The sequence below is a fragment of the Vibrio profundum genome (genome assembly GCF_050337555.1).
Lineage (GTDB): Bacteria > Pseudomonadota > Gammaproteobacteria > Enterobacterales > Vibrionaceae > Vibrio > Vibrio profundum.
Genome location: NZ_JAKJTA010000004.1, coordinates 111,512 through 134,320, shown reverse-complemented (window position 1 = coordinate 134,320; position 22,809 = coordinate 111,512). Strand labels below are relative to the sequence as shown.

At 42.8% G+C, this 22,809-nt stretch carries 22 protein-coding genes and 2 pseudogenes; 14 read left to right on the top strand and 10 right to left on the bottom strand.

All coding sequences use genetic code 11. The features are described from left to right. Window positions 1–95 precede the first annotated feature (95 nt). Window positions 96–545 (top strand): hypothetical protein, encoded by a 450-nt coding sequence (locus tag L4C34_RS03200; RefSeq protein WP_428787907.1) that lies wholly within the window; start codon window positions 96–98, stop codon window positions 543–545. Between the two features lie 120 nt (window positions 546–665). Here the strand turns inward: L4C34_RS03200 and folE are convergent, their stop codons facing one another. Further along, entirely contained in the window at window positions 666–1,319 is a 654-nt protein-coding gene (gene folE / locus L4C34_RS03195; protein ID WP_428787906.1) for a GTP cyclohydrolase I FolE, read from the bottom strand. Between the two features lie 163 nt (window positions 1,320–1,482). Between folE and moeA the strand changes: the two genes are divergently transcribed. The 4 genes from moeA (at window position 1,483) to L4C34_RS03175 (ending at window position 4,709) form a co-directional block, all read left to right on the top strand. Beyond that, window positions 1,483–2,718, top strand: a complete 1,236-nt coding sequence (moeA, locus tag L4C34_RS03190) for a molybdopterin molybdotransferase MoeA (protein WP_428787905.1) — start codon at window positions 1,483–1,485, stop codon at window positions 2,716–2,718. An 11-nt stretch (window positions 2,719–2,729) separates the two neighbouring features. Further along, entirely contained in the window at window positions 2,730–3,476 is a 747-nt protein-coding gene (gene moeB / locus L4C34_RS03185; RefSeq protein ID WP_428787904.1) for a molybdopterin-synthase adenylyltransferase MoeB, read from the top strand. Between the two features lie 77 nt (window positions 3,477–3,553). Continuing rightward, window positions 3,554–3,862 (top strand): hypothetical protein, encoded by a 309-nt coding sequence (locus tag L4C34_RS03180; RefSeq protein ID WP_428787903.1) that lies wholly within the window; start codon window positions 3,554–3,556, stop codon window positions 3,860–3,862. Between the two features lie 16 nt (window positions 3,863–3,878). Further along, window positions 3,879–4,709: a sulfurtransferase gene (locus L4C34_RS03175; protein ID WP_428787902.1), complete on the top strand. Its 831-nt coding sequence runs from the start codon at window positions 3,879–3,881 to the stop codon at window positions 4,707–4,709. 257 nt (window positions 4,710–4,966) lie between these two features. On the opposite strand, the gene trhO is transcribed toward L4C34_RS03175, so the two are convergent. Beyond that, entirely contained in the window at window positions 4,967–5,956 is a 990-nt protein-coding gene (gene trhO / locus L4C34_RS03170; RefSeq protein WP_428787901.1) for an oxygen-dependent tRNA uridine(34) hydroxylase TrhO, read from the bottom strand. 499 nt (window positions 5,957–6,455) lie between these two features. Here trhO and L4C34_RS03165 point away from each other — a divergent pair, with 499 nt between their 5' ends. Together L4C34_RS03165 and L4C34_RS03160 are read left to right on the top strand one after the other, a co-directional pair. Further along, window positions 6,456–8,138, top strand: a complete 1,683-nt coding sequence (locus L4C34_RS03165; protein WP_428787900.1) for an ABC transporter substrate-binding protein — start codon at window positions 6,456–6,458, stop codon at window positions 8,136–8,138. Between the two features lie 11 nt (window positions 8,139–8,149). Beyond that, window positions 8,150–8,875: a substrate-binding periplasmic protein gene (locus tag L4C34_RS03160; protein WP_428787899.1), complete on the top strand. Its 726-nt coding sequence runs from the start codon at window positions 8,150–8,152 to the stop codon at window positions 8,873–8,875. Between the two features lie 669 nt (window positions 8,876–9,544). Here the strand turns inward: L4C34_RS03160 and L4C34_RS03155 are convergent. Next, the gene (locus L4C34_RS03155) at window positions 9,545–10,039 is read right to left on the bottom strand and encodes a GlcG/HbpS family heme-binding protein (RefSeq protein ID WP_428787898.1); all 495 of its coding nucleotides are present in this window, start codon (window positions 10,037–10,039) and stop codon (window positions 9,545–9,547) included. 38 nt (window positions 10,040–10,077) lie between these two features. Beyond that, on the bottom strand, window positions 10,078–10,821 hold the full coding sequence (locus L4C34_RS03150; protein WP_428787897.1) for a hypothetical protein: 744 nt from the start codon (window positions 10,819–10,821) through the stop codon (window positions 10,078–10,080). A 297-nt stretch (window positions 10,822–11,118) separates the two neighbouring features. On the opposite strand from L4C34_RS03150, the pseudogene L4C34_RS03145 reads away from it, so the two are divergent. The 3 genes and pseudogenes from L4C34_RS03145 to L4C34_RS03135 form a co-directional block, all read left to right on the top strand. Next, window positions 11,119–11,316, top strand: a pseudogene (locus L4C34_RS03145) (IS1 family transposase); the annotation flags it as partial. Between the two features lie 184 nt (window positions 11,317–11,500). Next, window positions 11,501–12,316, top strand: a complete 816-nt coding sequence (locus L4C34_RS03140) for a hypothetical protein (protein ID WP_428787896.1) — start codon at window positions 11,501–11,503, stop codon at window positions 12,314–12,316. A gap of 138 nt (window positions 12,317–12,454) precedes the next feature. After that, window positions 12,455–12,775, top strand: a pseudogene (locus tag L4C34_RS03135) (transposase); the annotation flags it as partial. A gap of 77 nt (window positions 12,776–12,852) precedes the next feature. Here L4C34_RS03135 and L4C34_RS03130 read toward each other — a convergent pair. Further along, a complete protein-coding gene (locus L4C34_RS03130; protein ID WP_428787895.1) occupies window positions 12,853–13,608 on the bottom strand; it encodes a substrate-binding periplasmic protein in 756 nt (251 codons plus the stop codon). A gap of 158 nt (window positions 13,609–13,766) precedes the next feature. Then, a complete protein-coding gene (locus L4C34_RS03125; RefSeq protein ID WP_428787894.1) occupies window positions 13,767–14,750 on the bottom strand; it encodes a sugar-binding transcriptional regulator in 984 nt (327 codons plus the stop codon). Between the two features lie 389 nt (window positions 14,751–15,139). Here L4C34_RS03125 and tal point away from each other — a divergent pair, with 389 nt between their 5' ends. The 4 genes from tal to L4C34_RS03105 all read left to right on the top strand — a co-directional run bounded on the left by tal (window position 15,140) and on the right by L4C34_RS03105 (window position 19,895). Further along, window positions 15,140–16,090 carry a transaldolase gene (tal, locus tag L4C34_RS03120; RefSeq protein WP_428787893.1) on the top strand — a complete coding sequence of 317 codons (951 nt, stop codon included), beginning with the start codon at window positions 15,140–15,142 and terminating at the stop codon, window positions 16,088–16,090. Between the two features lie 99 nt (window positions 16,091–16,189). After that, a complete protein-coding gene (tkt, locus tag L4C34_RS03115) occupies window positions 16,190–18,181 on the top strand; it encodes a transketolase (protein ID WP_428787892.1) in 1,992 nt (663 codons plus the stop codon). 171 nt (window positions 18,182–18,352) lie between these two features. Continuing rightward, a complete protein-coding gene (locus tag L4C34_RS03110; protein ID WP_428787891.1) occupies window positions 18,353–19,180 on the top strand; it encodes a substrate-binding periplasmic protein in 828 nt (275 codons plus the stop codon). 193 nt (window positions 19,181–19,373) lie between these two features. Beyond that, a complete protein-coding gene (locus tag L4C34_RS03105; protein ID WP_428787890.1) occupies window positions 19,374–19,895 on the top strand; it encodes a DUF2058 domain-containing protein in 522 nt (173 codons plus the stop codon). 102 nt (window positions 19,896–19,997) lie between these two features. On the opposite strand, the gene L4C34_RS03100 is transcribed toward L4C34_RS03105, so the two are convergent. The 4 genes from L4C34_RS03100 to L4C34_RS03085 all read right to left on the bottom strand — a co-directional run bounded on the left by L4C34_RS03100 (window position 19,998) and on the right by L4C34_RS03085 (window position 22,674). Further along, entirely contained in the window at window positions 19,998–20,441 is a 444-nt protein-coding gene (locus L4C34_RS03100) for a GNAT family N-acetyltransferase (protein WP_428787889.1), read from the bottom strand. A 106-nt stretch (window positions 20,442–20,547) separates the two neighbouring features. Then, a complete protein-coding gene (locus tag L4C34_RS03095; protein ID WP_428787888.1) occupies window positions 20,548–20,826 on the bottom strand; it encodes a putative quinol monooxygenase in 279 nt (92 codons plus the stop codon). A 90-nt stretch (window positions 20,827–20,916) separates the two neighbouring features. Continuing rightward, window positions 20,917–21,837, bottom strand: coding sequence for an SDR family NAD(P)-dependent oxidoreductase (locus L4C34_RS03090; RefSeq protein WP_428787887.1), 921 nt, complete (start codon window positions 21,835–21,837; stop codon window positions 20,917–20,919). Between the two features lie 54 nt (window positions 21,838–21,891). Next, a complete protein-coding gene (locus tag L4C34_RS03085) occupies window positions 21,892–22,674 on the bottom strand; it encodes an SDR family oxidoreductase (protein WP_428787886.1) in 783 nt (260 codons plus the stop codon). Window positions 22,675–22,809 lie beyond the last annotated feature (135 nt).

Here is a 22,809-nt window from a genome sequence, read left to right as displayed (position 1 = left end):
GTCGCTATTTAATATTCATCACTAGATTTATAGTAGTTACCAAGTCGAACGAAACACTTCTAAGATGAAGTAACATAGAATAAAGGTAACAAATTATGAAACCATCAACATTACTAAAAGCTTCTTCAGTACTCTGGCTGATTTGGGGCGTATTTCATTTAATGATTGGCGTCGGCATGATTTACTTACTATCACTTGGTAACGAAGCATTATCACTCAGCTTTGTCGCAAAAGACCCGCTCACCTCTGATATGATTCGTGAATATGCACCGATAGTGACTGCGAGCCTCAAACAGCACTCTTGGAATCTTGGTTGGTTCGGCGTTGTCGCTATCATCGGTAGTGTTGGTGTGTGGAGAAAAAGTGCTTCAGCCATTTTTGTAACCGCTTTGGTCGCAGGTTTAGGAGATATGGGTTACTTCATCTTTGTTGACATGGCCGACCTAGCACCACCAGCAGGCACTCTGATGACCGTATTCAGCAGTTTAGCCATCATCTTTAGCTTTTACGCTTACTTTAGCAGTAACAAGTTACAAGACGCTTAATCGCGACGGGACTCAAGCAAACAAAAAACCAGCACATCGGCTGGTTTTTTGTTTGCTTAGAGATAACGTTGTTTGCTGTTAGCTATATAGCATTTTCGGCTAACTATAGTTCACTAAAAATTAACGCAAGCCATGCAAAAATTCATGTCGAGTCGCGGCATTCTTTTTGAAAATTCCACCAAGAGCCGTCGTCGTGGTTACGCTTGTCGCATCCATCACACCCCGTGATTTCACGCAATAATGGGTCGCATCCATCGTTACCGCAACATCGTCAGATTCCAATAAGGTTTGTAGCGCAACCAAGATTTGCTGTGTCATCCGCTCTTGCACTTGGGGGCGCTGAGCGAAGAACCGCACGATACGGTTGATTTTCGACAATCCAATAATTTTTCCACGAGGGATATAAGCAATCGCCGCTTTTCCATCAATGGTAACAAGATGATGCTCACAGGTACTGGTTACCGTGATATCTTTAACGCGAACCATTTCGTTCACGTTCATTTTGTTTTCAATCACAGTGATCTTTGGAAAAGTGCCATAATCCAAGCCAGAAAAAATCTCGTCGACATACATCTTAGCAACACGATGAGGGGTTTCTTGCAAACTGTCGTCAGTGAGATCTAAGCCTAGAAGCGTCAAAACTTCATTCATGTGATGTTCGATTTTTTGCTTTTTCTCTTCACGGCTAAAATCGTTCTCATGCATAGGGGTTTCTAGTCCGCATTCTGCAAGAGCGGCTTTTACTAACTTCGCTGACTCACTCAGGCCCGACATGTCATTTCCTCTGGTCAAAAACTTGCAACTTTGCTGGGGGCGACAAGGATACTCGCATTTTACACTCATTACACCCTTATTTTATTAGGACTAAATTCAGAGCCAGTCAAATTATGTTACAGTTCAAGCTCTAAGCACATGCAAGGTTAATAAAGGACTTCTTATGAGCAGCTGCGATTCCCCAGGGTTAATGTCTATCGACGATGCAATTAAAACCATGCTGGCATCTGCCACCACAATACAAAACACAACGACTCTAACCCTGCCAAAAGCGCTTGGATTCGTACTCGCAGAAGATATCTATTCTCCTGTCAACGTCCCTCCTTTCCACAACTCGGCAATGGATGGCTATGCTGTACGTCGCGCTGAATTGACTCGAAGCAACGTATTACTTCTTGCTGGAAAATCTTTTGCGGGGCAGCCTTATTCTCAAGATTGGCCTGAGGGCACCTGTATTGGCATTATGACAGGGGCAAAAATTCCATCGGGTTGTGATGCTGTGATCATGCAAGAAAATACCGAAATCGAAGACGGTGGTATTCATTTTCATCAAACAGACGTCAAACTCAATAACAACATTCGACCAATTGGCGACGATATTCAGCAAGGCGATCTGGTTTTAGAGTGTGGAACACGTCTGACGGCACGAGACATGCCAATGCTCGCCTCTTTAGGTGTGAGTGAAGTGCGCGTTTATCGTAAGCCGAAAGTTGCGTTCTTCTCCACGGGCGATGAACTCAAACCACTTGGCGAGCCGTTACTCGATGGTCAAATTTACGATAGCAACCGCTACGGCATTGCACCACTTATCGAGGCATTTGGCTGCGAAGCCATCGACCTCGGTATTATTCCAGATAACCAAGAAGCACTACAACAAGCGTTTGAACGTGCTCAATCTCGCGCCGATGTCGTGATTACCTCAGGCGGCGTAAGCGTTGGTGAAGCAGACTATACCAAGGATATTTTGGAGAAAATTGGCGAAGTTGGATTTTGGAAATTGGCGATAAAGCCCGGAAAACCCTTTGCTTTTGGTAGCCTAAATAAGGCTCTCTTTTGTGGTTTACCCGGCAACCCTGTTTCTGCGTTCATTACGATGTATGTATTGGTGCAGCCGCTCTTGGCTAAGTTAGCAGGTCACACACAGTGGCGAACTCCTGAACTTCTGAGTGCCACGACTCGTTGCCAGTTTAAAAAGTCCCCAGGCCGCACCGACTACCAACGCGGTATCTACAAGATAGAAAACGGTGAACTGGTTGTCGAAAGCACAGGGAACCAAAGCTCGGGTGCGTTCCGCTCCATGAGCCTAGCAAACTGTTTTGTTGTGCTCGAAAAAGAACGAGGCCGTGTGGCAGCAGGCGAAAAAGTGCAAATCCAACTGTTCAATCACGCGCTATATTAGGAGAATACGACTTGGAAGCTTTATCCGACCAAGAAATGCTCCGTTACCATCGGCAAATCTCTCTAAATCAATTTGATTTTGAAGGACAAGAAGCGCTAAAAAGCGCTTCTATCCTGATCATTGGTGTGGGAGGCTTGGGCTGCGCAGCTGGCCAATATCTCGCGACCGCAGGAGTTGGGCAACTCACTTTAGTAGATGACGATATCGTTGAGCACTCTAATTTGCAGCGGCAGGTTTTACACAGCGATAGTAATGTTGGCCAACGCAAAGTCGACTCCGCTGCAGAATCGCTCAGACACCTCAATCCAAATATTCAGGTGAATTCGATTGCGAAGCGCCTTGCTGACACCGAGTTGATGCCACTCATCAACGCACATTCTCTGGTGCTTGATGCCAGTGACAACCTCGCCACTCGCAATCAGTTAAACCGCCTTTGCTACCAAACAAAAACGCCGTTCGTATCAGGTGCAGCAATACGCATGGAAGGTCAAGTGAGCGTGTTTACGTATCTCGATAACGACCAGCCATGCTATCAGTGTTTCAGTGATCTCTTTGGCAACCAACCGACATCTTGCGCCGAAGCAGGCGTGATGGCTCCCTTAGTCGGTATTATTGGTTGCATGCAAGCGCTAGAAGCTATTAAGGTGATTGCGAATTTTGGGCAGCCTATGATTGGCAAACTACTATTGCTGGATGCGATGACCTTAAAATGGCAAGAACTCAAACTGAACAAACGGGCTACCTGCCCCGTATGTTGAGACTAACGACATAACGTAAATAAATAACGTAACGACATAATATAACTAGATAGCATAAAAAAGAAACGCCCATAACTATGGATAACCCAAAGGTTTACACCCTGTGCCTATTGGCTCTAGCGCTGCTTCTCGCTGTGCTCATTCAACATCCAATCGAGCGTAACCTGCCCGGAGTCAGTAGCGCTAAATTACTCCACAAAGAGCAAAGGCAATCTCTTGATGGCATGCGACAGTACTTTCTGTTGTCTATCAACGGCGGCCCCCCTTTTAATTTGCAGGTCAGTCCGAAGGTACAATGCCGTCTGAACGACGTCGTTATTCTCAGAAAAACCGTCAACACTATTACGCAATCTCAGTATTATCAGTTTCAATCCTGTCACCCATAATTACCAAAGGACTCTTATGACTTCTCTCGTATCGGCTCAATGGCTCCATGACCAACTTAGTTCAAACGATATCGTTATTCTCGATGCCAGTATTGCATTTCAAATCCCGAGTGAACCAGAAAAAGACAAACAAAACGTTATTCCCAGCGCTCAGCGTTTTGATTACGACAAAGAATTTTGCGACTTAGATTCACCACTTCCTCACACCATGCCGAGTCAGCAGCGGTTCAACCAACTTGCACAGCAGCTCGGTATTAATAATGACTCAACGATTGTCGTGTATGACAACAGTGGCACCTTCGCGTCACCAAGGGCATGGTGGATGTTTAGAGCCATGGGACACAACAAGGTGTTTGTACTCGATGGCGGGTTAACAGCGTGGAAGCAAGAAGGGTTCTCCGTCGAGCAAGCTTATCGCAAGATGGAAACACAAGGAAATTTTGACGGTCGCTTTAATGAATCAATGATCCTGCAAGCCGAATCGGTCAAAGAGAATATCGACAATCCAGTAAGCCTGACCGTAGATGCCCGTTCCAAAGCACGATTTTCTGGCCAATCTCCAGAGCCACGAAAGGGCATTCGCAGCGGGCATATCCCGAATTCTGTATGCCTACACTTTTCCCAATTGATGGACGAACATAAATTAAAATCCGTAGAGTTATTACAGCCGATCGTCAAAGAAGTCATGGCACCAGATTTGGATCAATACATCTTCTCTTGTGGTTCAGGTGTGACTGCTTGTATCGTCGCGCTCGCAGCAGAGCAATGTGGCTATGAAAATTTAGCTATCTACGATGGGTCATGGACAGAATGGGGACAACGTATCGAGTTACCGATTGAGGTTTAACGCGTTAATTGCGCTCTGCTATATTTCCTATAGCTCGATGAAGGTAAACCGCCAAACATCGATAACGACAGCCACTTAGCAGTCTCTTAAACTCCACGGAGAATAAGTTACGTAACAAAGTAAGTTGTGTAGCGAATGATACGTTGTGGATGACGTACATTGTGGGTGAGCTACATGGCGGCTCGGATACATAACGGCTGAGTTACATAGAAAAAAACAAGCTCTTATTGAGTATTTCGATAAGAGCTTGAATGGTATTATTGTACTTTCTTTCCTGAACGTTGCTGTTCTTTCAAGGCTAGTTTTTCTTTTCTACGCTGTTCTCTTGAATAAGCAGCTTCACCGCCGACGTGGGTTTCACCACGAGCATTTGACAATCGCACTTGCTTTTCACGTTCGCGAAAACGGGCTTTTTGCTCGTCGCTGTGTTTATCAATACACTTAGGGCAGCTAATGCCTTTTTCGAAATGCTCAGACTCTTGCTCTTCACTCGTGAGAGGTAATCGGCAAGCATTACAGATATCATAACCACTTTTTTCTAGCTGATGATTTACCGCAACACGACCGTCAAATACATAGCAATCACCTTCCCACATACTTTCGCTTGCTGGCACTTCTTCCAAGTATTTAAGAATCCCACCTTCAAGGTGGTACACTTCATCAAAGCCTTGCTCTTTCATGTAAGCAGTTGATTTTTCGCAGCGAATACCGCCAGTACAGAACATTGCAACTTTCTTATGCTTGGTTGGGTCTAGATTGTCTGCGACGTATTGTGGGAATTCGCGGAACGTTTCGGTGTTAGGGTTCACAGCATTTTTGAATGTACCGATATCCACTTCGTAGTCGTTACGAGTATCAACTAATAGTACTTCTGGATCAGAAATCAGATCGTTCCAATCGTTAGGCTTAACATAAGTTCCAACGACGTTGAGAGGATCGATACCTTCTACTCCCATCGTCACGATTTCTTTTTTCAGTTTGACCTTGGTACGGTTGAAAGGCTGTTCTTCATTAAACGATTCTTTGTAAACAACATCCGCTAGACGAGTATCTTGTTTGAACCATTGGAGCAAAGCGTCTATTGATTCACGCTTACCTGCAACAGTACCGTTAATCCCTTCGCTAGCGAGTAGCAAAGTTCCGCGGATACATTTTGCTTCAAGAAGATCGGTTAAAGGTTGACGAATTTCTTTATAATCATTAAGTGTTACAAACTTATATAGCGCACATACAACATATTGAGACATGGTTTTTCCTTCAGCGAGCTGGAACGTAAATCCAGAGCGTGTATTAAAATCACGCGGATTATAGCTAAGTGTAGATATGGAGTAAACCTATATACTACAAGGTTATACTGTCTCAGCTCCAGCTCGTTGACATATGCTAGGATTCCATATGTCAACAATAGTCATGGCCACCATTGCAGTGCCTTGCCGGTTTTTTTGAGCAAGCCAAACCATTGAAAAATATGGACTAAGCATCACTTACTGGGCATCGGCATTTCCGTTATCTCGACTGTAGACGTACGTTACAACGGAATTATGCACGGAAGGCTAGGGTTAAACACATTTTTGTCCACTCATTCAAAAAGAAAAACATCAAATCCTTTCAGAACTCGACTAGGTTGCTATCTCCTTTCAGCATCAATTACAAAATCAAAGCATTAGTACTACTATTTTATAGTAACCAAAATATATGATGGATGCTTAGAAAGTGATAAATGTTTGCAAAGTGTGTATTCCAGTGATGACCGCGTGTATTTCTATGTTTTATAGCGAGTTTTCGTCATCTGGAATTGACGATGCAAAACGTTGGATCGAGAGTGAATTTAGGCAAAGCACATTAACCAAACATCAACAACTTAAAGAAATGTCTTGGTTTATTGAAGCAGCTAAACCATATCACGGCATGACGATAAAAGTTGTTTCTGAAAGAATTGATACTCACTGGTATGAAGCAAATACACTGACTAAAGCCTTTGAAGATATTACTGGAATTAAGGTTATTCATGAAATAACTGGAGAAGATGATGTTGTTAAAAAAATATCCACTCAAATCGACCTAAATTACAATATCTATGACGCGTATATAAATGATAGCGACCTAATTGGAACACATTATCGCTCAGGTAAAGTAATAGCATTAAGTGATTTCATTAATGCTGAAGGAAGAGATGTTACTCTCCCAACATTAGATCTAAACGATTTTATCGGGTTAACATTCACTACAGCTCCAGATGGTAAACTTTATCAACTCCCTGATCAGCAATTCGCCAATTTATATTGGTATCGACATGACTGGTTTACACGTTTAGGCCTAAAAACCAAATTTGAAAAAATTTACGGCTACGAATTAAATATTCCACAGAACTGGTCTGCATATGAAGATATTGCTGAGTTTTTTACTGTTCATGTAAAAGAAATTGATGGAAAAAAAGTTTATGGTCATATGGACTATGGTAAATATGACCCATCGTTAGGGTGGAGATTTTCTGACGCATGGCTGTCAATGGCCGGTGCAGGAGATAAAGGCTTACCAAATGGTCTTCCTGTCGATGAATGGGGGATACGAGTTGAAGGCTGTCATCCAGTAGGCTCTTCCATTTCTAGAGGTGGAGCATTAAATGGTCCCGCAGCCGTATACTCAATACGTAAATACATAGAATGGTTGAAGAAGTACGCTCCACCGAAATCACAGGAAATGAATTTTTCTGAAGCAGGATCATTACCTGGACAAGGAAATATAGCTCAGCAGATCTTTTGGTATACCGCTTTCACCGCATCGTTAACCAATCCTAATTTACCGGTAGCAAATCCAGATGGTACTCCAAGATGGCGTATGGCTCCTTCCCCCAAGGGCGTCTATTGGGAAAAAGGAATGAAGTTGGGGTATCAAGATGTTGGGGCTTGGACATTTTTGACCAGTACACCATTAAAACGTCGTAAAGCGGCTTGGCTGTATGCACAATTTGTCGTTTCTAAAACTGTTTCGCTAAAAAAAACATTGGTTGGTTTAACTCCCATACGTAAATCAGATATTGATTCAGACATCATGAGCGAAGCCACGCCTAAATATGGTGGTTTGGTTGAATTTTATCGTAGCTCCGCTAGAAATATTTGGACGCCGACAGGGACTAATGTACCGGACTATCCGAACTTGGCTGAGCTATGGTGGAAAAATATTGGCCTAGTCTCAAATAACAAACTTTCACCACAAGCGGCGATGGATAAATTGGCTTCTGAAATGGACGATGGACTAAGAAAAGTTGCTGATAAAGGACAAATAACTTGCGCTCCGAAACTTAATGTCCCGAAAGACGCTCAATTTTGGCTATCTCAAGATGGAGCCCCTAAGCCAAAAATTGAAAATGAAAAGCCTCCAGGAGTCACTCTATCCTACGAAAAATCTTTAAAAGCGTGGGAAAAGTAATCGAGAAAATTATGAATAGGTATCTATATATATTGGCTTTAGTCACGCTATGTATTTATTCAATATCTGCGAAGGCAGAAAGTTATACGTTATTTACTGCGAAACTTCCGCCATATGCCGACAAAGTCGGAAATCAACTAACTGGAGTGGCAATTGATATAGTATCTCAACTTTTCAAAAACTCAGGGATCCAGTTTAAGGTTGAAATTGTACCTTGGAAAAGAGCTTATAATGCTGCTTTGAGCGAAATGTATTCATGTGTATTTCCAGCACAGAGAAGCCAAGAGAGAGAGGTGCTCTTCCAGTGGGTTAGTCCAATATTGATTTCACATTCTGGTTTCTATACAAAGCAAAATTCACCGTTCAAAATCAGGACTCTTAATGATGTTAAAAAACTAACAATTGGAACTTATTTAGGAAGTGCAACGGCCTTATATTTAACTAGTCAAGGTTTCAAGGCTGAGCAAACAATTAGAGACAGTCAAAACATTCACAAATTAGATAAAAATCGGATAGATGTATGGGCAACTGATACGATGGTAGGTAACTATCTAATTGAAAGCACTAACATGCGAGGGAGAATTAAGAAGCAATTAGAATATTTAACCACGCTAAGAGGGTTAGCTTGCAACAAAAATACCCCTCCAGAAGTAATTGATAAACTATCGAAAGAGCTTAAGATTATGTACGAAACCGGCGCAATCGAAAGTATCATACAAAAACACACTTCGTTATAGGCCCGCACTCGTTTTAGATGTTATATTTTAAGTAAAATAGGACAACTCTACTCTACTCTACTCTACTATTGAAGTAACTCTGATGACTAAAAATAAACATAATCTAAATAAACGGCTCCGTTGCAAAGTTTCTCTAACAACGGAGCTTCCTACTTTTCTATCTGTTTAGAAGGTAAATTCACTTTCAATGAGGTGCACTTCTTCCAAAGGACCCTTAAAGTCTGACATGGTAACCCCGAGCAAAAAGATATCTATTCAGTTTGGTTCAACAGGCAAACTTTGCAACGGAGCCTAAGTTTGATACAACGACGCTAGAAGGGAGGTGCGCCCATAACATCAACGCCTCTGGTTTATATTTAAAAAATGTGCATGGTCACCATTGAAGTATCTTGTCTATTTTGAGAACAAACTGAACCAATGATAAAGGGCTTTGTTGAAGTGCTCAATATCCATCCAACTTTGATGTGAACATTTCAACAAAGCCACCCCGCACAAATAAACGAGAGCTTGAGCTTGCAATAAAGAATTTTTTACAGATGCATTACCGAATATCGCCAGCTCTCTGTGTCTCGAATTAATGATAATTTTCAGCCCCTCAAACCTACACCTTCAAGTTGAAAGCGTATAGACTTAGATGTTTGCGCAATATAGTGACGGGCTTATCTGAGTCTACGGAGTTATACTTTTAACACCAACGGCTGCACATGCCTCGTCTTTATCTCCCCCTGGTGCTCCGCCCACACCGATACCTGCAACTAAAGACCCATCAATCACTATTGGAAGCCCTCCTCCTTGAATCACCATTCGGGAATCCATATCACGGAGTCCATCCATATCTCTTCTATCCGAAATGAATTTCGCTAACCCCATAGTGTCTCTCCCCATACTAGCTGAAGTGAATGCTTTGCCTATGGCACTAGATGCGGTGTGTGGCCCAGTGTTGTCGCCTTTGAGCAACACTTTAGTTTCACCAGTTCGGGCAACAACTGCGACGGAGACGTTGTATCCATCTTTTATGCATTGTTTCATCGCGGCGTTTGCAGCAGCTTGTGCGAGCTCTAACGGTAGATATGGAGCGGTAGGTAAAGACTTCGCAAACAAAGTGCTGGAGAAAAGCAAACTGGTGGTTAAGATAATTGATGGTAACTTTTTCACATTGTCCATTTTATAACCCTTAACAATTAAAAACATAGAACCTTGAGCTATTTAGAAAGTCCATATTTCTTTAGTAGGTTCTCGTAGTTTTGGTTGCCACCCTTTGATATTTGAGAATTTATATAATCTCTGACATCAACAAGGTCTTTAGTGACTAATATTTTCCTTTGATATTTTTGATGTGGTTTTTTAGATATATAGATATCCTTCTTTGCCCCTTTTTTATTCATTATATGAAATAGTTCTCCGCGAGGAATAACGATTACATCCAATCGCTCATTGATTAATTTGTCAAAATTTTGTTGAAAAGATGAAGTATCATTGCGAGTAATTTGTTTTGACTCTACATATTCATCTATATCTTTATAGTAGTGGCCAAACACTCCTCCAAAACGCTTTCCTTTCATTGACTCTGGGCCAGTATATTCAATGCTGCTTCCTTTGAGGGACACTATCTCGTTTTGCCCCCAAACGACTCTTTCCGTCCAATCGTATTTACTTTCCTCTTTGTCACCAAACCATACCGGCGATGCCCACAACACAATACCACTTTTCCCTTGTGCTAAATTATGATTTATTCGCTTTCGGGGTAGATATTTTGGTTCAAATACCCATTTACCGTTGCTTTTATTGGTAAGTTCTTTACAAAGGATCTGGGTTAAACTTAGCCCATCTTTGGGCACAGAAAATGGAGGCGAAGGATAGTAGGTCCACACATTGATTTTAGTTTCTGCGTATGCTCCGGGTATCAAAAAAACAAGAGAGACAATACTAAATGTAACTCTATTCATATTGTATTGTAGCCTTTGACAAAAAATAGTTAGATTTAAGTATAGTTGGTTACGTTAGTTTTTGTGCATAACTCCAAGGTATTGATATATGGTATAATTCCACAATTAGGCACGTGACCATGGCTACCATTGAAGTACCTGCCGATTCTGTTCGCAGGCTCACCTTGTGCGAAAACACGATACAGATTCAACTGGGCAACAGCGTTACCGTTGCTTCGAGTGTAAACGTACCTTCCAACTAGATGATGAATACGAAGCGTGGAAGCCCGACGTTAAAGAAAAAATCAAGCATTCCAAAACCTATTGCGGCTCTTATCCTCTTTTCCAATCAATTTTTACTGCACCGACGGCTTCGCTGTCTACGCATCCACTTTGCCACGAGAGAAGCATATTGTTGGGAAAAGGTACACGCCGAGAATTGAGCGCATCAACTTGACCTTACGAACACGACTGAAGCGATTAGCGCGTAAAACGACCTGTGATTCCAAATCATAAACGATGCATGATAAGCTCATCGGGACCTTTATTGAACAAGAGTATTGCACCTAACTTAACGGGTTGGGGTTGGGGTCACGACCGTTCGTCTCATTGAGAGTGAAAAAAGTTAATTTATTTAAGAAACAACGCCGTTGATAGCTATACTTAGGCTGTATGGGTAAAATGTATTATATAATCAGTTATGTTTATTAGTGCTTTACGAAAAAATATTCTTATTTTTAGTGTCCTTGGACTTGTTCTTGCAGAAGTCATTACCAATCAAGCTACGGCTAAACACATTGTTCTCTCTTTTTATCAAAAATCAATCCCCTTTGAAACTTCCGAAGGAAAAGGCCTATTTTATGATTTGATTGATTATTTCAGTGCTAATGACCCTAACAATACTTATGAGCTTAGACATATTCCACGAGCGAGGATTAATCGCCAAATCGAGACTAACCTTCTCGAATTCGGGGTTGTAGGTGCGAATCCAGCATGGTTTAATGATGTAGAACAGAAAAAATACTATTGGACTCGAGCTATACTAACCGATAAGAATGAAATCATTTCAAGCTTAGAACGTAAGTTCGAATATCGTGGGCCTCAATCCATGATCGGGTTGACATTAGGTGGGATAAGAGGACATTACTACGTTAATATCGATCCACTCGTTAAAGCGGGGAGTATCGTTAGAAAAGATGTTAATAATGTAGAAACTAACATTAAACTTACTATTTTCAATCGGGTTGATATATCGATTGTTAATAAATTTCACCTAGATCTTTACATAAAAAACACAGGTCAAAGAAAGTTTCATATCTCAAAAGAACCTCATACAGTTCATGACAAAAGTATACTTATACCGCTAAGTCAAAAATATGAATACCAACAAATTGATAAACTGCTTACTCAGGCGAGGAAAGATGGTTCATTAGAAAAAATCATAGGCAAGTATCAAGACAGGCGTACCACTACCCTTGAAAGGAAAAGTGCCAAGGAGCCTGTTAATGGGTTGTGACTCCAGTTGGTTGAGCTAATAATAAAACTCTCACTCGATGAAAGTACCAATCACCTTGTCGTGCATGGTTTCTGACTTAGGGCTCCGTTGTTAGAGGAACTTTGCAACGGAGTCCTGAAACTCAAAAAAGAGTGCCATTACCACCCGTTAGAACAAAAAGTTCACATTATCTTAGATTGTGCGGGAATCACTGAACGGAATTAGTACAAAATGCGGCGAAAGTTCTCAACATTGAACTTCATTATATTCCTCCCCTATCGCCCTAATTTAAACCCAATTAAGCAGATCTGGAAAGTAATGAATGAGCAGGTTAGAAATAACGTTCATTTTGCTAATAAACGAGAATTCGAGTCAACAATAAAACATTTTTTCACGGCGATATTACCTGATATTGCCGACACTCTTTCATCTCGGATTAATGATAATTTTCAGATCCTCAAACCTGAACCTTCAAGTTGAGTGGATATAGAATCCAGAATATCCAAACCTAGATTAATTAACATTCGATTAGCAAACGAGTGTAAGGAAATAAAACATCAAAACCTTGCGTATCTTAATTTCAGCTTTTCTATCAAGTCTTGGTATGAACCATCCTCCTTCATTGTTCGTACAGCGTCATTAAATTTAGCCAAAAACTCTTTCCCAAAATCAGATTTTTTAGATAACAGAAGATAGAAGTCCATTTGTCCGAACACTTTAGGTATCGTATCTATTTTACCAGACAACCCCATTTTACTTATTTCATAGTAAGCGGCTGATTCTGAGTGAATAAATATATCAACTCGATTTTTGGCTGCTAGACCAATGCACGCTTGCAGATTTTTAACGGTATGATAGGAAATATTGTGTGTTTTATAGAAATTCTCCCCCCATCCATTGCCCAAAATCTCACAGACTCGGAGCGGTTTTAAGTCTTCTGGGGTGTTTAACCTTAACAGTTGCTCTCGTATGGGGGAGCTACCGCTAATAAACGACTTTAATTTGATTTGATAAACAATTTCACTGGATTTATATGTAAATTTAAGCCTTTCCTCGGTGGCGGCTGTGATGTAGGCATCATAGCTTCCATTGTGCACCATAAGTTGTGCTCGTTTCCACGGGAAACCAGTATTGACAACAGTAGTATTTAATTTGGTTTCGATGATGTGCTCCACCAATGCGACAAGTATTCCATCCGAATCGTTAATACCTGATGAGTATGGTGACCAAGAATTGTTGTATGCGATTTTGATCTCTTGAGAGTTACTGACTATTGGCCAGTAAAGTAATAGGCAAATAAGCAGCTTACACATTATCCATTCCATTCGATTACTGAGCATGTTTCTAAGTAAATTGTAGTTTAAGAATGGGTAAGCTCCCAGAACGTGTGAAAACGTTTCTTCTAACACATGTTAGCCGTAGGTACGATCTGGGAGGCCTTAGGGAAAATTGAAGTTAGGGCTAATACACGCTAAGAATTAAACTGCTCATCTAGATTGAGCACCGTCAACGCATTACTCACGCTCGTTGCGACGACATCAATTGCGCCTGTTCGTAATGCGCCCAATAATGCTAACGGTTTACTGTTTTCTGCCACGATCGCTATCACTTGTGAAATTGCTCGATACTCGTCCATTCCTAAACCAATAACTCGGTCATTCATCGCGGTATTCATGACTTTCCCTTGGATATTAAAAAAATCGTAGCCTGCAAAATCTCCAACTACCCCATCTTTCAAACGAGATTGTACGACTTCTTCTGGAGTGAACCAGCCAAGGTCAACCATATAACTATTTTCACTCATGTCACCGATACCGACTAACGCAACATCGGCCTTCCGTGCTAGATCTAAGGTTTGTTTGATCGTGGCATTTTGCATGAAAGCGAGTTTTTGGTCTCGGTTTTCAGCGTAAGCGGGTGCATACAGAGTTTCAGATGTCCCACCATACTTCTTGGCCATTTGCCTAGAGATATGGTCAGCGTTGTAATCTCCCCCCCTAGGGTGGATACCGCCAATTCCACAAACAAATTTGCAATTTTTGGGGCTAATTACCCCAGTGTAATGTCCTACAGCAGAAACATTTCGCCCCTGACCAATTGATACAACCATACCATTCTTCAAGGTGCTTGAAAGGTATTTAGACACTAGCCCCGCGACCTGTTCGCGTTGCAACTCTTCGTTTGGCTGGTCTAGTGCGATGAGCGCACGTTTAACGCCGAAACGTTCCATCATGCGCTGCTCAATTTTAGCGCTAAACACTGGGTGATACTTTACTGTGATTTCCACTATACCTTCATCACGCGCTTGCTTAAGCATTCGGCCTACTTTGGCGCGTGAGATAGAAAACTTCTTAGAAATTTCTTCTTGAGTGGCTCCTTCTTGATAGTACGCCACAGAAATTTCTGTGAGAAGATCAGTCAGTTCGCTTGGAGATTCAGGGTTTACGACCGGCATAAAAGCAACACCTCTTAATTACATCTGATCAGCATTGTTACATATTCTCATAAAAATCCTAGTAAAAAACATGTCCAAAACTGACTAAAAACACAACGAAATGTATGTCCACGCACAAATAAAACGGGTATTTTCTCGATTTACAAGAATTCAGTCACTTTACTTAAGCATAGTGAATTGACTTTTCTCCGAGATACGATATATATGAAGCCATCATTTACTCAGCAATTGAACATATGCACAGAGCAAATGTTACATGTGCTGATTTTTGTTTAAATTAACGACAGCGCTCCTCATATAGATTGAGAAAGCGATACGTTGAATAACAACCGAACCTAATTTAAGCCGAATATCCGGTTTGGTTAGCCCAGGAAATAGGATCATCGATTATGAGCAACAAGTTAGAGCAACTTCGCAAACTAACAACCGTAGTAGCAGACACTGGCGAAATTGACGCTATCAAAAAGTACCAACCAGAAGACGCCACTACCAACCCTTCTCTAATCCTCAAAGCCGCTCAGATTGCAGAATATGCGCCACTGATAGACCAAGCAATCGAATACGCAAAAACACAAAGTGATGACAAAGCGCAGCAAGTACAAGACACTTGCGACATGCTTGCGGTTAACATCGGTAAAGAAATCCTAACCACTATTCCTGGCCGTATTTCAACAGAAGTTGATGCTCGCCTATCTTACGACACTGAAGGCAGTGTGGCTAAGGCTCGTCAGCTTATCAAAATGTACAATGATGCTGGCATCTCAAACGACCGTATCTTGATCAAACTAGCTTCTACTTGGGAAGGCATCCGCGCAGCTGAGATCCTAGAGAAAGAAGGCATCAACTGTAACCTAACGCTACTATTCTCTTTTGCTCAAGCGCGTGCTTGTGCCGAAGCTGGCGTATTCCTGATTTCTCCATTCGTTGGCCGTATCATGGATTGGTACAAAGCCAAAGAAGGTCGTGGATTCGAAGCACAAGAAGATCCAGGCGTATTGTCTGTTGCTAAGATCTTTGACTACTACAAAGAGCATGATTACCAAACAGTCGTAATGGGCGCAAGCTTCCGTAACATTGGTGAAATTCTAGAGCTTGCAGGCTGTGACCGTCTAACAATCAGCCCTGCACTTCTACAAGAGCTAGAAGAAGCAGAAGGCGAAGTGGTCGCTAAACTAAAAGACACTGACACTTCAAACGCTCGCCCAGCAGCAATGACGCACTCTGAGTTCCTATGGGAACACAACCAAGACGCAATGGCTGTTGAAAAGTTAGCTGAAGGCATCCGCAACTTCGCTATCGACCAAGGCAAGCTAGAAACAATGATCGCTGACAAGCTTTAATGATCGCCGACAAGTCTTAATGTTTCTTCCGCTGGGTTACACCGTAACCTAGCGGGTATCTAATTTAAGAATTTCACTATTTTATCTTCGGAACTAATTATGAACCGCAAACATCTCGCAAATGCTATCCGCGCTCTCAGCATGGACGGCGTTCAACAAGCTAACTCTGGTCACCCTGGTGCGCCTATGGGTATGGCTGACATCGCTGAAGTACTTTGGCGCTCTCACCTAAACCACAACCCAAGCAACCCGAACTGGGCTGACCGCGACCGTTTCGTTTTGTCGAACGGCCATGGCTCAATGCTTATCTACTCTTTGCTACACCTTGCCGGTTATGAGCTTCCAATTGAAGAGCTGAAAAACTTCCGTCAATTGCACTCAAAAACTCCGGGTCACCCAGAATTTGGTTATGCACCGGGCATTGAAACCACCACAGGCCCTCTAGGCCAAGGTGTTAGCAATGCTGTCGGTATGGCGATTGCTGAGAAGTCTCTGGCCGCGCAATTTAACCGTGATGGCCACGATATCGTGGACCACTTCACTTACGCATTCATGGGCGATGGCTGTCTGATGGAAGGCATCTCGCACGAAGCATGCTCACTAGCCGGTACGCTAGGCCTAGGTAAGCTGATTGCATTCTGGGATGACAACGGCATCTCTATCGATGGTCACGTTGAAGGTTGGTTCTCTGACGATACCCCTAAGCGTTTTGAAGCCTACGGCTGGCACGTTATTCCAGCAGTAGACGGTCACGATGCAGACGCAATCAATGCTGCTATTGAAGCCGCTAAAGCAGACCCACGTCCAACGCTTATCTGTACTAAGACCATCATTGGTTTTGGTTCTCCAAACAAATCAGGCTCACACGATTGTCACGGCGCACCTCTAGGCGTGGAAGAAATCAAAGCAGCGCGTGAATTCCTAGGCTGGGAACACGGTCCATTTGAAATCCCAGCGGACGTTTATGCTGAGTGGGATGCGAAAGAAGCTGGCCAAGCAAAAGAATCCGCATGGGATGAGAAATTCGCTGCCTACGCGGCTGCTCACCCTGAATTGGCTGCAGAATTCAAACGCCGCGTAAACGGTGACTTGCCAGCAGAATGGGAAGCAAAGACTCAGCAAATCATCGCTGACCTACAAGCTAACCCAGCCAACATTGCCTCACGTAAAGCGTCTCAAAACGCACTTGAAGCATTTGGCCAAATGCTCCCTGAATTCATGGGCGGCTCTGCCGACCTTGCGCCATCGAACCTGACTATCTGGTCTGGCTCGAAGTCACTAACGGCTGAAGACGCATCCGGCAACTACATCCACTACGGTGTGCGTGAGTTCGGTATGACGGCCATCATCAATGGTATCGCGCTGCACGGTGGTTTTGTTCCTTACGGTGCCACTTTCCTCATGTTCATGGAATACGCGCGTAACGCCATGCGTATGGCGGCACTGATGGGTGTACAAAATATCCAAGTGTACACGCACGATTCCATCGGCTTAGGCGAAGACGGCCCTACTCACCAACCGGTTGAGCAAGTGGCTTCTCTGCGTCTAACACCAAACATGAGCACATGGCGTCCATGTGACCAAGTCGAATCTGCAATGGCTTGGAAACTAGCGATTGAACGTAAAGACGGCCCAAGCTCACTTATCTTCTCTCGTCAAAATCTTGCTCAGCAAGACCGTAACGCAGAGCAAGTAGCAAACATCGCTAAGGGTGGTTACATCCTGAAAGATTGCGCAGACAAGCCTGAGCTTATCTTGATTGCAACCGGTTCTGAAGTTCAACTGACTGTGGATGCAGCCGCAGAACTCACAGCAGCAGGCAAACAAGTACGCGTAGTCTCTATGCCATCGACTGACTTGTTCGAGAAGCAAGATGCCGCGTACCGTGAAGCGGTTCTGCCATCAGACGTGACGGCACGTATCGCAGTTGAAGCGGGCATCGCTGACTACTGGTACAAATACGTTGGCTTAGAAGGTCGCGTGATTGGTATGACAACGTTCGGTGAATCTGCACCAGCGGGTGAGCTATTCAAACTGTTCGGCTTTACCGTTGAGAACATTGTTGATACTGCTAACGAGTTATTAGCGTAAGCTTTCATAACAGCATAAACGACAACTCAAATCCCTCAGCCAAAAGCTGGGGGATTTTTTATACCATTCAAATTTTCTATTCATGATGAATATTGACGTGCCATCAACTCTCAACTTAAATTGAGCTAACGGGAAAGGAAAACACCTATAAGCTATTGCAGGTAACAGCTCATGAAGTTTATCATTATCATAGTCTGTTGCTTACTCATTGGATGGTCTCCCCATAGTATCGCCAAAGAAAATAGCATCCTATTTGTCACTTCTCCTTATCCACCTTTTTCAGGTAAAGATCTTCCAAATCAAGGTTTTCTCGTCGAATTGACGAAACAAAGCATGAACAAAGTCGGCTATAATGTAGCCATTCGATTCGCCCCTTGGGCGCGAGCGGTCAAATTGGTAGAATCCGGTGAAGCGGATGCCGTGATAGGTGCCTATTTCACGAAAGAACGCACAATATTCGGCTTATACAGTCTCCCATTGTTTACCAGTCGCGATATTTTATTGGTACGTAAAGACAGTGACGTCCCCAAGAGGATTAAAAATTTAGAAGAGCTTGATCATTACAGCATTGATGTTGTGCGAGGGAACTCACATGGACCTGCATTTGATAATAGTGAGCTTTTGTATATAACCAATTCAAACACCTATATACAGAGCATCAATAAATTGCTCAAGAAACGAGTCGACATTATTGCTATCCCCGAACCTTCAGCCATATACGTTATGAATCATCATTTCACTAATCAAAAGAACCAACTACAGAAAATTAGCCCTCCTTTATCTTCCAATGCGACCTACGCCCTATTTTCTAAGAAGTCGCCAAATGCAAAACAATATGTCGACGACTTCAATACTGGATTAGAGATGCTAAAACAGGATGGAACTTACGATAAGATCATGCGTGCAGCGGGATTCGCCAATTATCATATTGATATACAAGGCACGCCAGAAGATAAAGGTGCTCAGCCACTTATCGAAGCGACACCTTGGATTTTATAAACACCTTGGATCTTATCAATAACGTGTTGTTGATATTTAGGGTTTAACTTGGAGTGCTTTTTAAGACAACTCTTCGGTAGTTGTCCCTTCCCTACGATGAAAAAATAGCCATGAAAGACTGACACCTTCTAAGAGACTTTTCTTGTTCTTCGCTAAGCGCTACACTGTGCCAAAAATTTCTTTGGATTAAGTCATGGCAAAATTAACGCTTCAAGAACAAATGCTCAAAGCAGGTTTGGTAAACGAAAAAAAACTTAAAAAGGCCAAAAAAGGTTCTAAGAAATCCCGTGTCCAAGCTCGTGAAACACGTGAAGCCGTTGAAACTCAAAAAGCGGCACAGTTAGAGCGTGATCAACAGCTCAACCAACAGCTAAAAGAGCAGCAGCTTACAAAAGAAGTCCGTTCGCAAATCAAACAACTGATTGACATGAATAAGCTGGAGCTCAAAGATGGTGATGTGAAATATAATTTCACCGACGGTAAGTTCATCAAGTCAATCCACGTTGAGCCCCTAATCCATAGCCAGTTGGTCAAAGGTATCCTAGCCATTGCCCGTTCTGGAGAGAGCTATGTTGTAATCCCAAACTCAGTTGCCAAGAAAATCGCCTTGCGTGACCAAGAAGTCATCATTGAGAACAACACTGCTACCGAAGAAATCCCAGCAGAAGACGACCCGTACGCTGATTTTGTCGTGCCTGACGACTTAATGTGGTAAGCACGCGAGTCACATGACTCAATGAATAAAATCAGGGAGCACAATCAAACAATTTGGCTCCCTGATGTCTTTTCATCGAACAAATACAACTTTCTTATACACCTATAGCGTTAAGAAGTAGTGGTAGTATCTCGTATCCTTCTGATAACCAAGTGTTTCATAAAGGTGCTGTGCCGATACATCATCATGTGCTGTTTCAAGTGCTATCCCTTTCGCTTTGGTCCCCTCTGCAAACTGTTTTGCAGCGTTCAGCAAGGCTTTCCCTACTCCTTGCCCTCGAAAATCACCGTTTACAAACAGATCATTAAGAATCCATATTTTTTGCACTGACACTGATGAGAAACTCGGGTATAGCTGAGTAAACCCGACGGCCTCTCCGTTTGAATCGAGAGCGAGGAAAACAACCGATTCATTATTTGAGAGACGCTCTCCAATAAACTCTTGGGCCAATTTCAAATCGCTTTCAACCCCATAAAATACCCGGTATTGGTTAAATAAACGGGCTACATGGTCAAGGTGATCGGTTGTCGCTTGAAGGATATTCATATTTAAATCCCTTTGTAAATAAACGTAATGCCTAGCTAAGCGCTCTGACGCAGCTTTGATTTCACTAGATCATTTAATCAACACGTTACTTTAAGTGCGAATCTGCCTAAAGTTCACTAATTTGGTAATGACGCTCAACGTTGGCTGCAACTTTTCCCCAAACGGAAGCTTTTACTCTGTTCTGATGAAGTTGAAACGATTCGAGATCAATAAACTCTTCATAAACGCTGAACATGTTTTTGTTTTCTTGGCTCTGGAGCACTTCAAAAAGCAAACAACCCTGCTCTTTCTTCGTAAGTTGGATATGAAGAGGAAGGGCTTCCACGACCGCAACAAGATCTTCTTTTGGCACAATAATATGCCCGTGCAATAAAATTTTTGGCACTTCCTATACACCCTGTCAAAAAAGTTTGATAACGAACGTCCGTTACATACAACCTTAGGCAGCCCGGTTTCTTGACAATGTTTGGGTTAGTTAAGAGATAAAGCGCAACACTGCTTGCCTTGCATTGTCTTGAAACTCTTGGTTTGCCAAATCAGAAAGGTGGACAACTTGGTCACATATCTCGCCGCTCGCGCCTTCTTTACTGGCATAAAATATCCCAGTTTTGTAGGAGTCATCTAGCACACCATCCACTAACCGTTTCGCGCCCACTTCAACCCCGTGCATCTTGCCCATCATTTGAGCAACACGCATCATCACTTTGAAATATATCTGCTTGTGCCACGCCATTGCACTGGTTCCTTCAGTCCCCGTTGTCGCTCCCGGACTCATCGTTATGAGTCGTACATCAGGGTACTGGCGTGATAATGATGACATCCACATGGTTCCCACGTACTTAACCGGTCCGTATTGAACCATAGGATCAGTAGCATCTGGGCCGTAAAAGAAGGAACCACTGGCAATAGAGGCAAATTCATCTGGGGAAGAGGTGGCAAGATCCGGTTTTTTCATCCCCATATCGGCATATCCGCGAGACGCTTCCGTACCGACAAACAAACCCACTTTGGTTAACTTGCCTGCTTTCAGTAATTCTTCTGCCAACACAACATGCCCAAGTACATTCACCGCGAAAATTTGCGTCACACTGTCTCGCGTTTTGTTCACGCTACTAGCGCCACCAATCCCTCCAGCATTCATGATCAGGCCTTCAATAGGATCTTCAATCTTTGCAACAGCGGAGCGAACGGATTCTAAGTTAGACACATCGAGAAGTACTATTTCAAATACTGATTTTCCGGTAGTTTGTTCTAGTTCCTGCTTGGCTTGTTTCGCTTTGGCTTCGTTTCGGCAACCTAAGTAAACTTTCTCAACACCTTGAATCGCTAACTGTTTGGCACTTTCTTTACCAAGCCCAGCGTTCGACCCTGTTATCAATACACTCTTGAGCATCATACGTCCTCAGTCTCAGTTCATTTCTACTCAAACTATCATAGGCTGATACGGAAATTAACGCCCCATCGCTGAGTGCATTGCCGCCAAATTTTTGCTCAATTGTTTCAAAATAAACTTAGGGAAAAATCGACCCATAAACCTAAGCTGGTTCGACTGCCCAGGACAAATTTCATAATTATCTTTAGCAAAGCCCGCCATAAAGATAGCAACCATGTCCGGTGTAGTCATAGCTGTCGTGCCCTCCATGTCATCCTCACTAAATTCGCCCAATATATCGGTCTCTGTCGCAGGAGGAGCCAGCTCAAACACAGACACCTGTGTATTCCGCATTTGCTCACGGAGTGACAAAGTGTATGAGTGTAATGCAGACTTAGTGGCGCAATACACTGGGCTAATAGGAAGAGGTACAAATGCAAGGGCAGAGCTGACGTTAACCACCGCAGACTTCTTTTGCTTTTTCAAAAGTGGCAAAAACATATCCGTCATCCATATTGGCCCTTTTACATTGATGTCAATTTCTTGCGTCAAAGCCTCAGGTGAATGCTGGTGCTCTTGCAGGTTTACCTTTTTCATGATTCCTGCATTGTTGATCAAGATATTCAGGTCGGGATGATCTTGCTCGATTTTAAGATATAATTCACGAATGTCATCTGGGTTACCAACATCACTTTGGATGGCCACGACACCATTGAGCTGGTCTTGCGCTTTCTCAAGGTTTTTCTGGTCACGCCCTGTGATAATGACTTTATTCCCCTTTGCTAAAAACTGCTTAGCGAGCTCAAGACCAATTCCTCTGGCCCCGCCTGTAATCAGTACTGTATTACCGCCTAGTTCCATGTTTATCTATCCTTCTGCCAATCCATACTAAAAGCTGCTAATGAGCAATGTAGCAGATCCAGCAGCAGGAGTGTGAGCCTATCGCACAAAACTAGGCGGGCTCAATGACGAAATATTACTTACTATTACGCGACT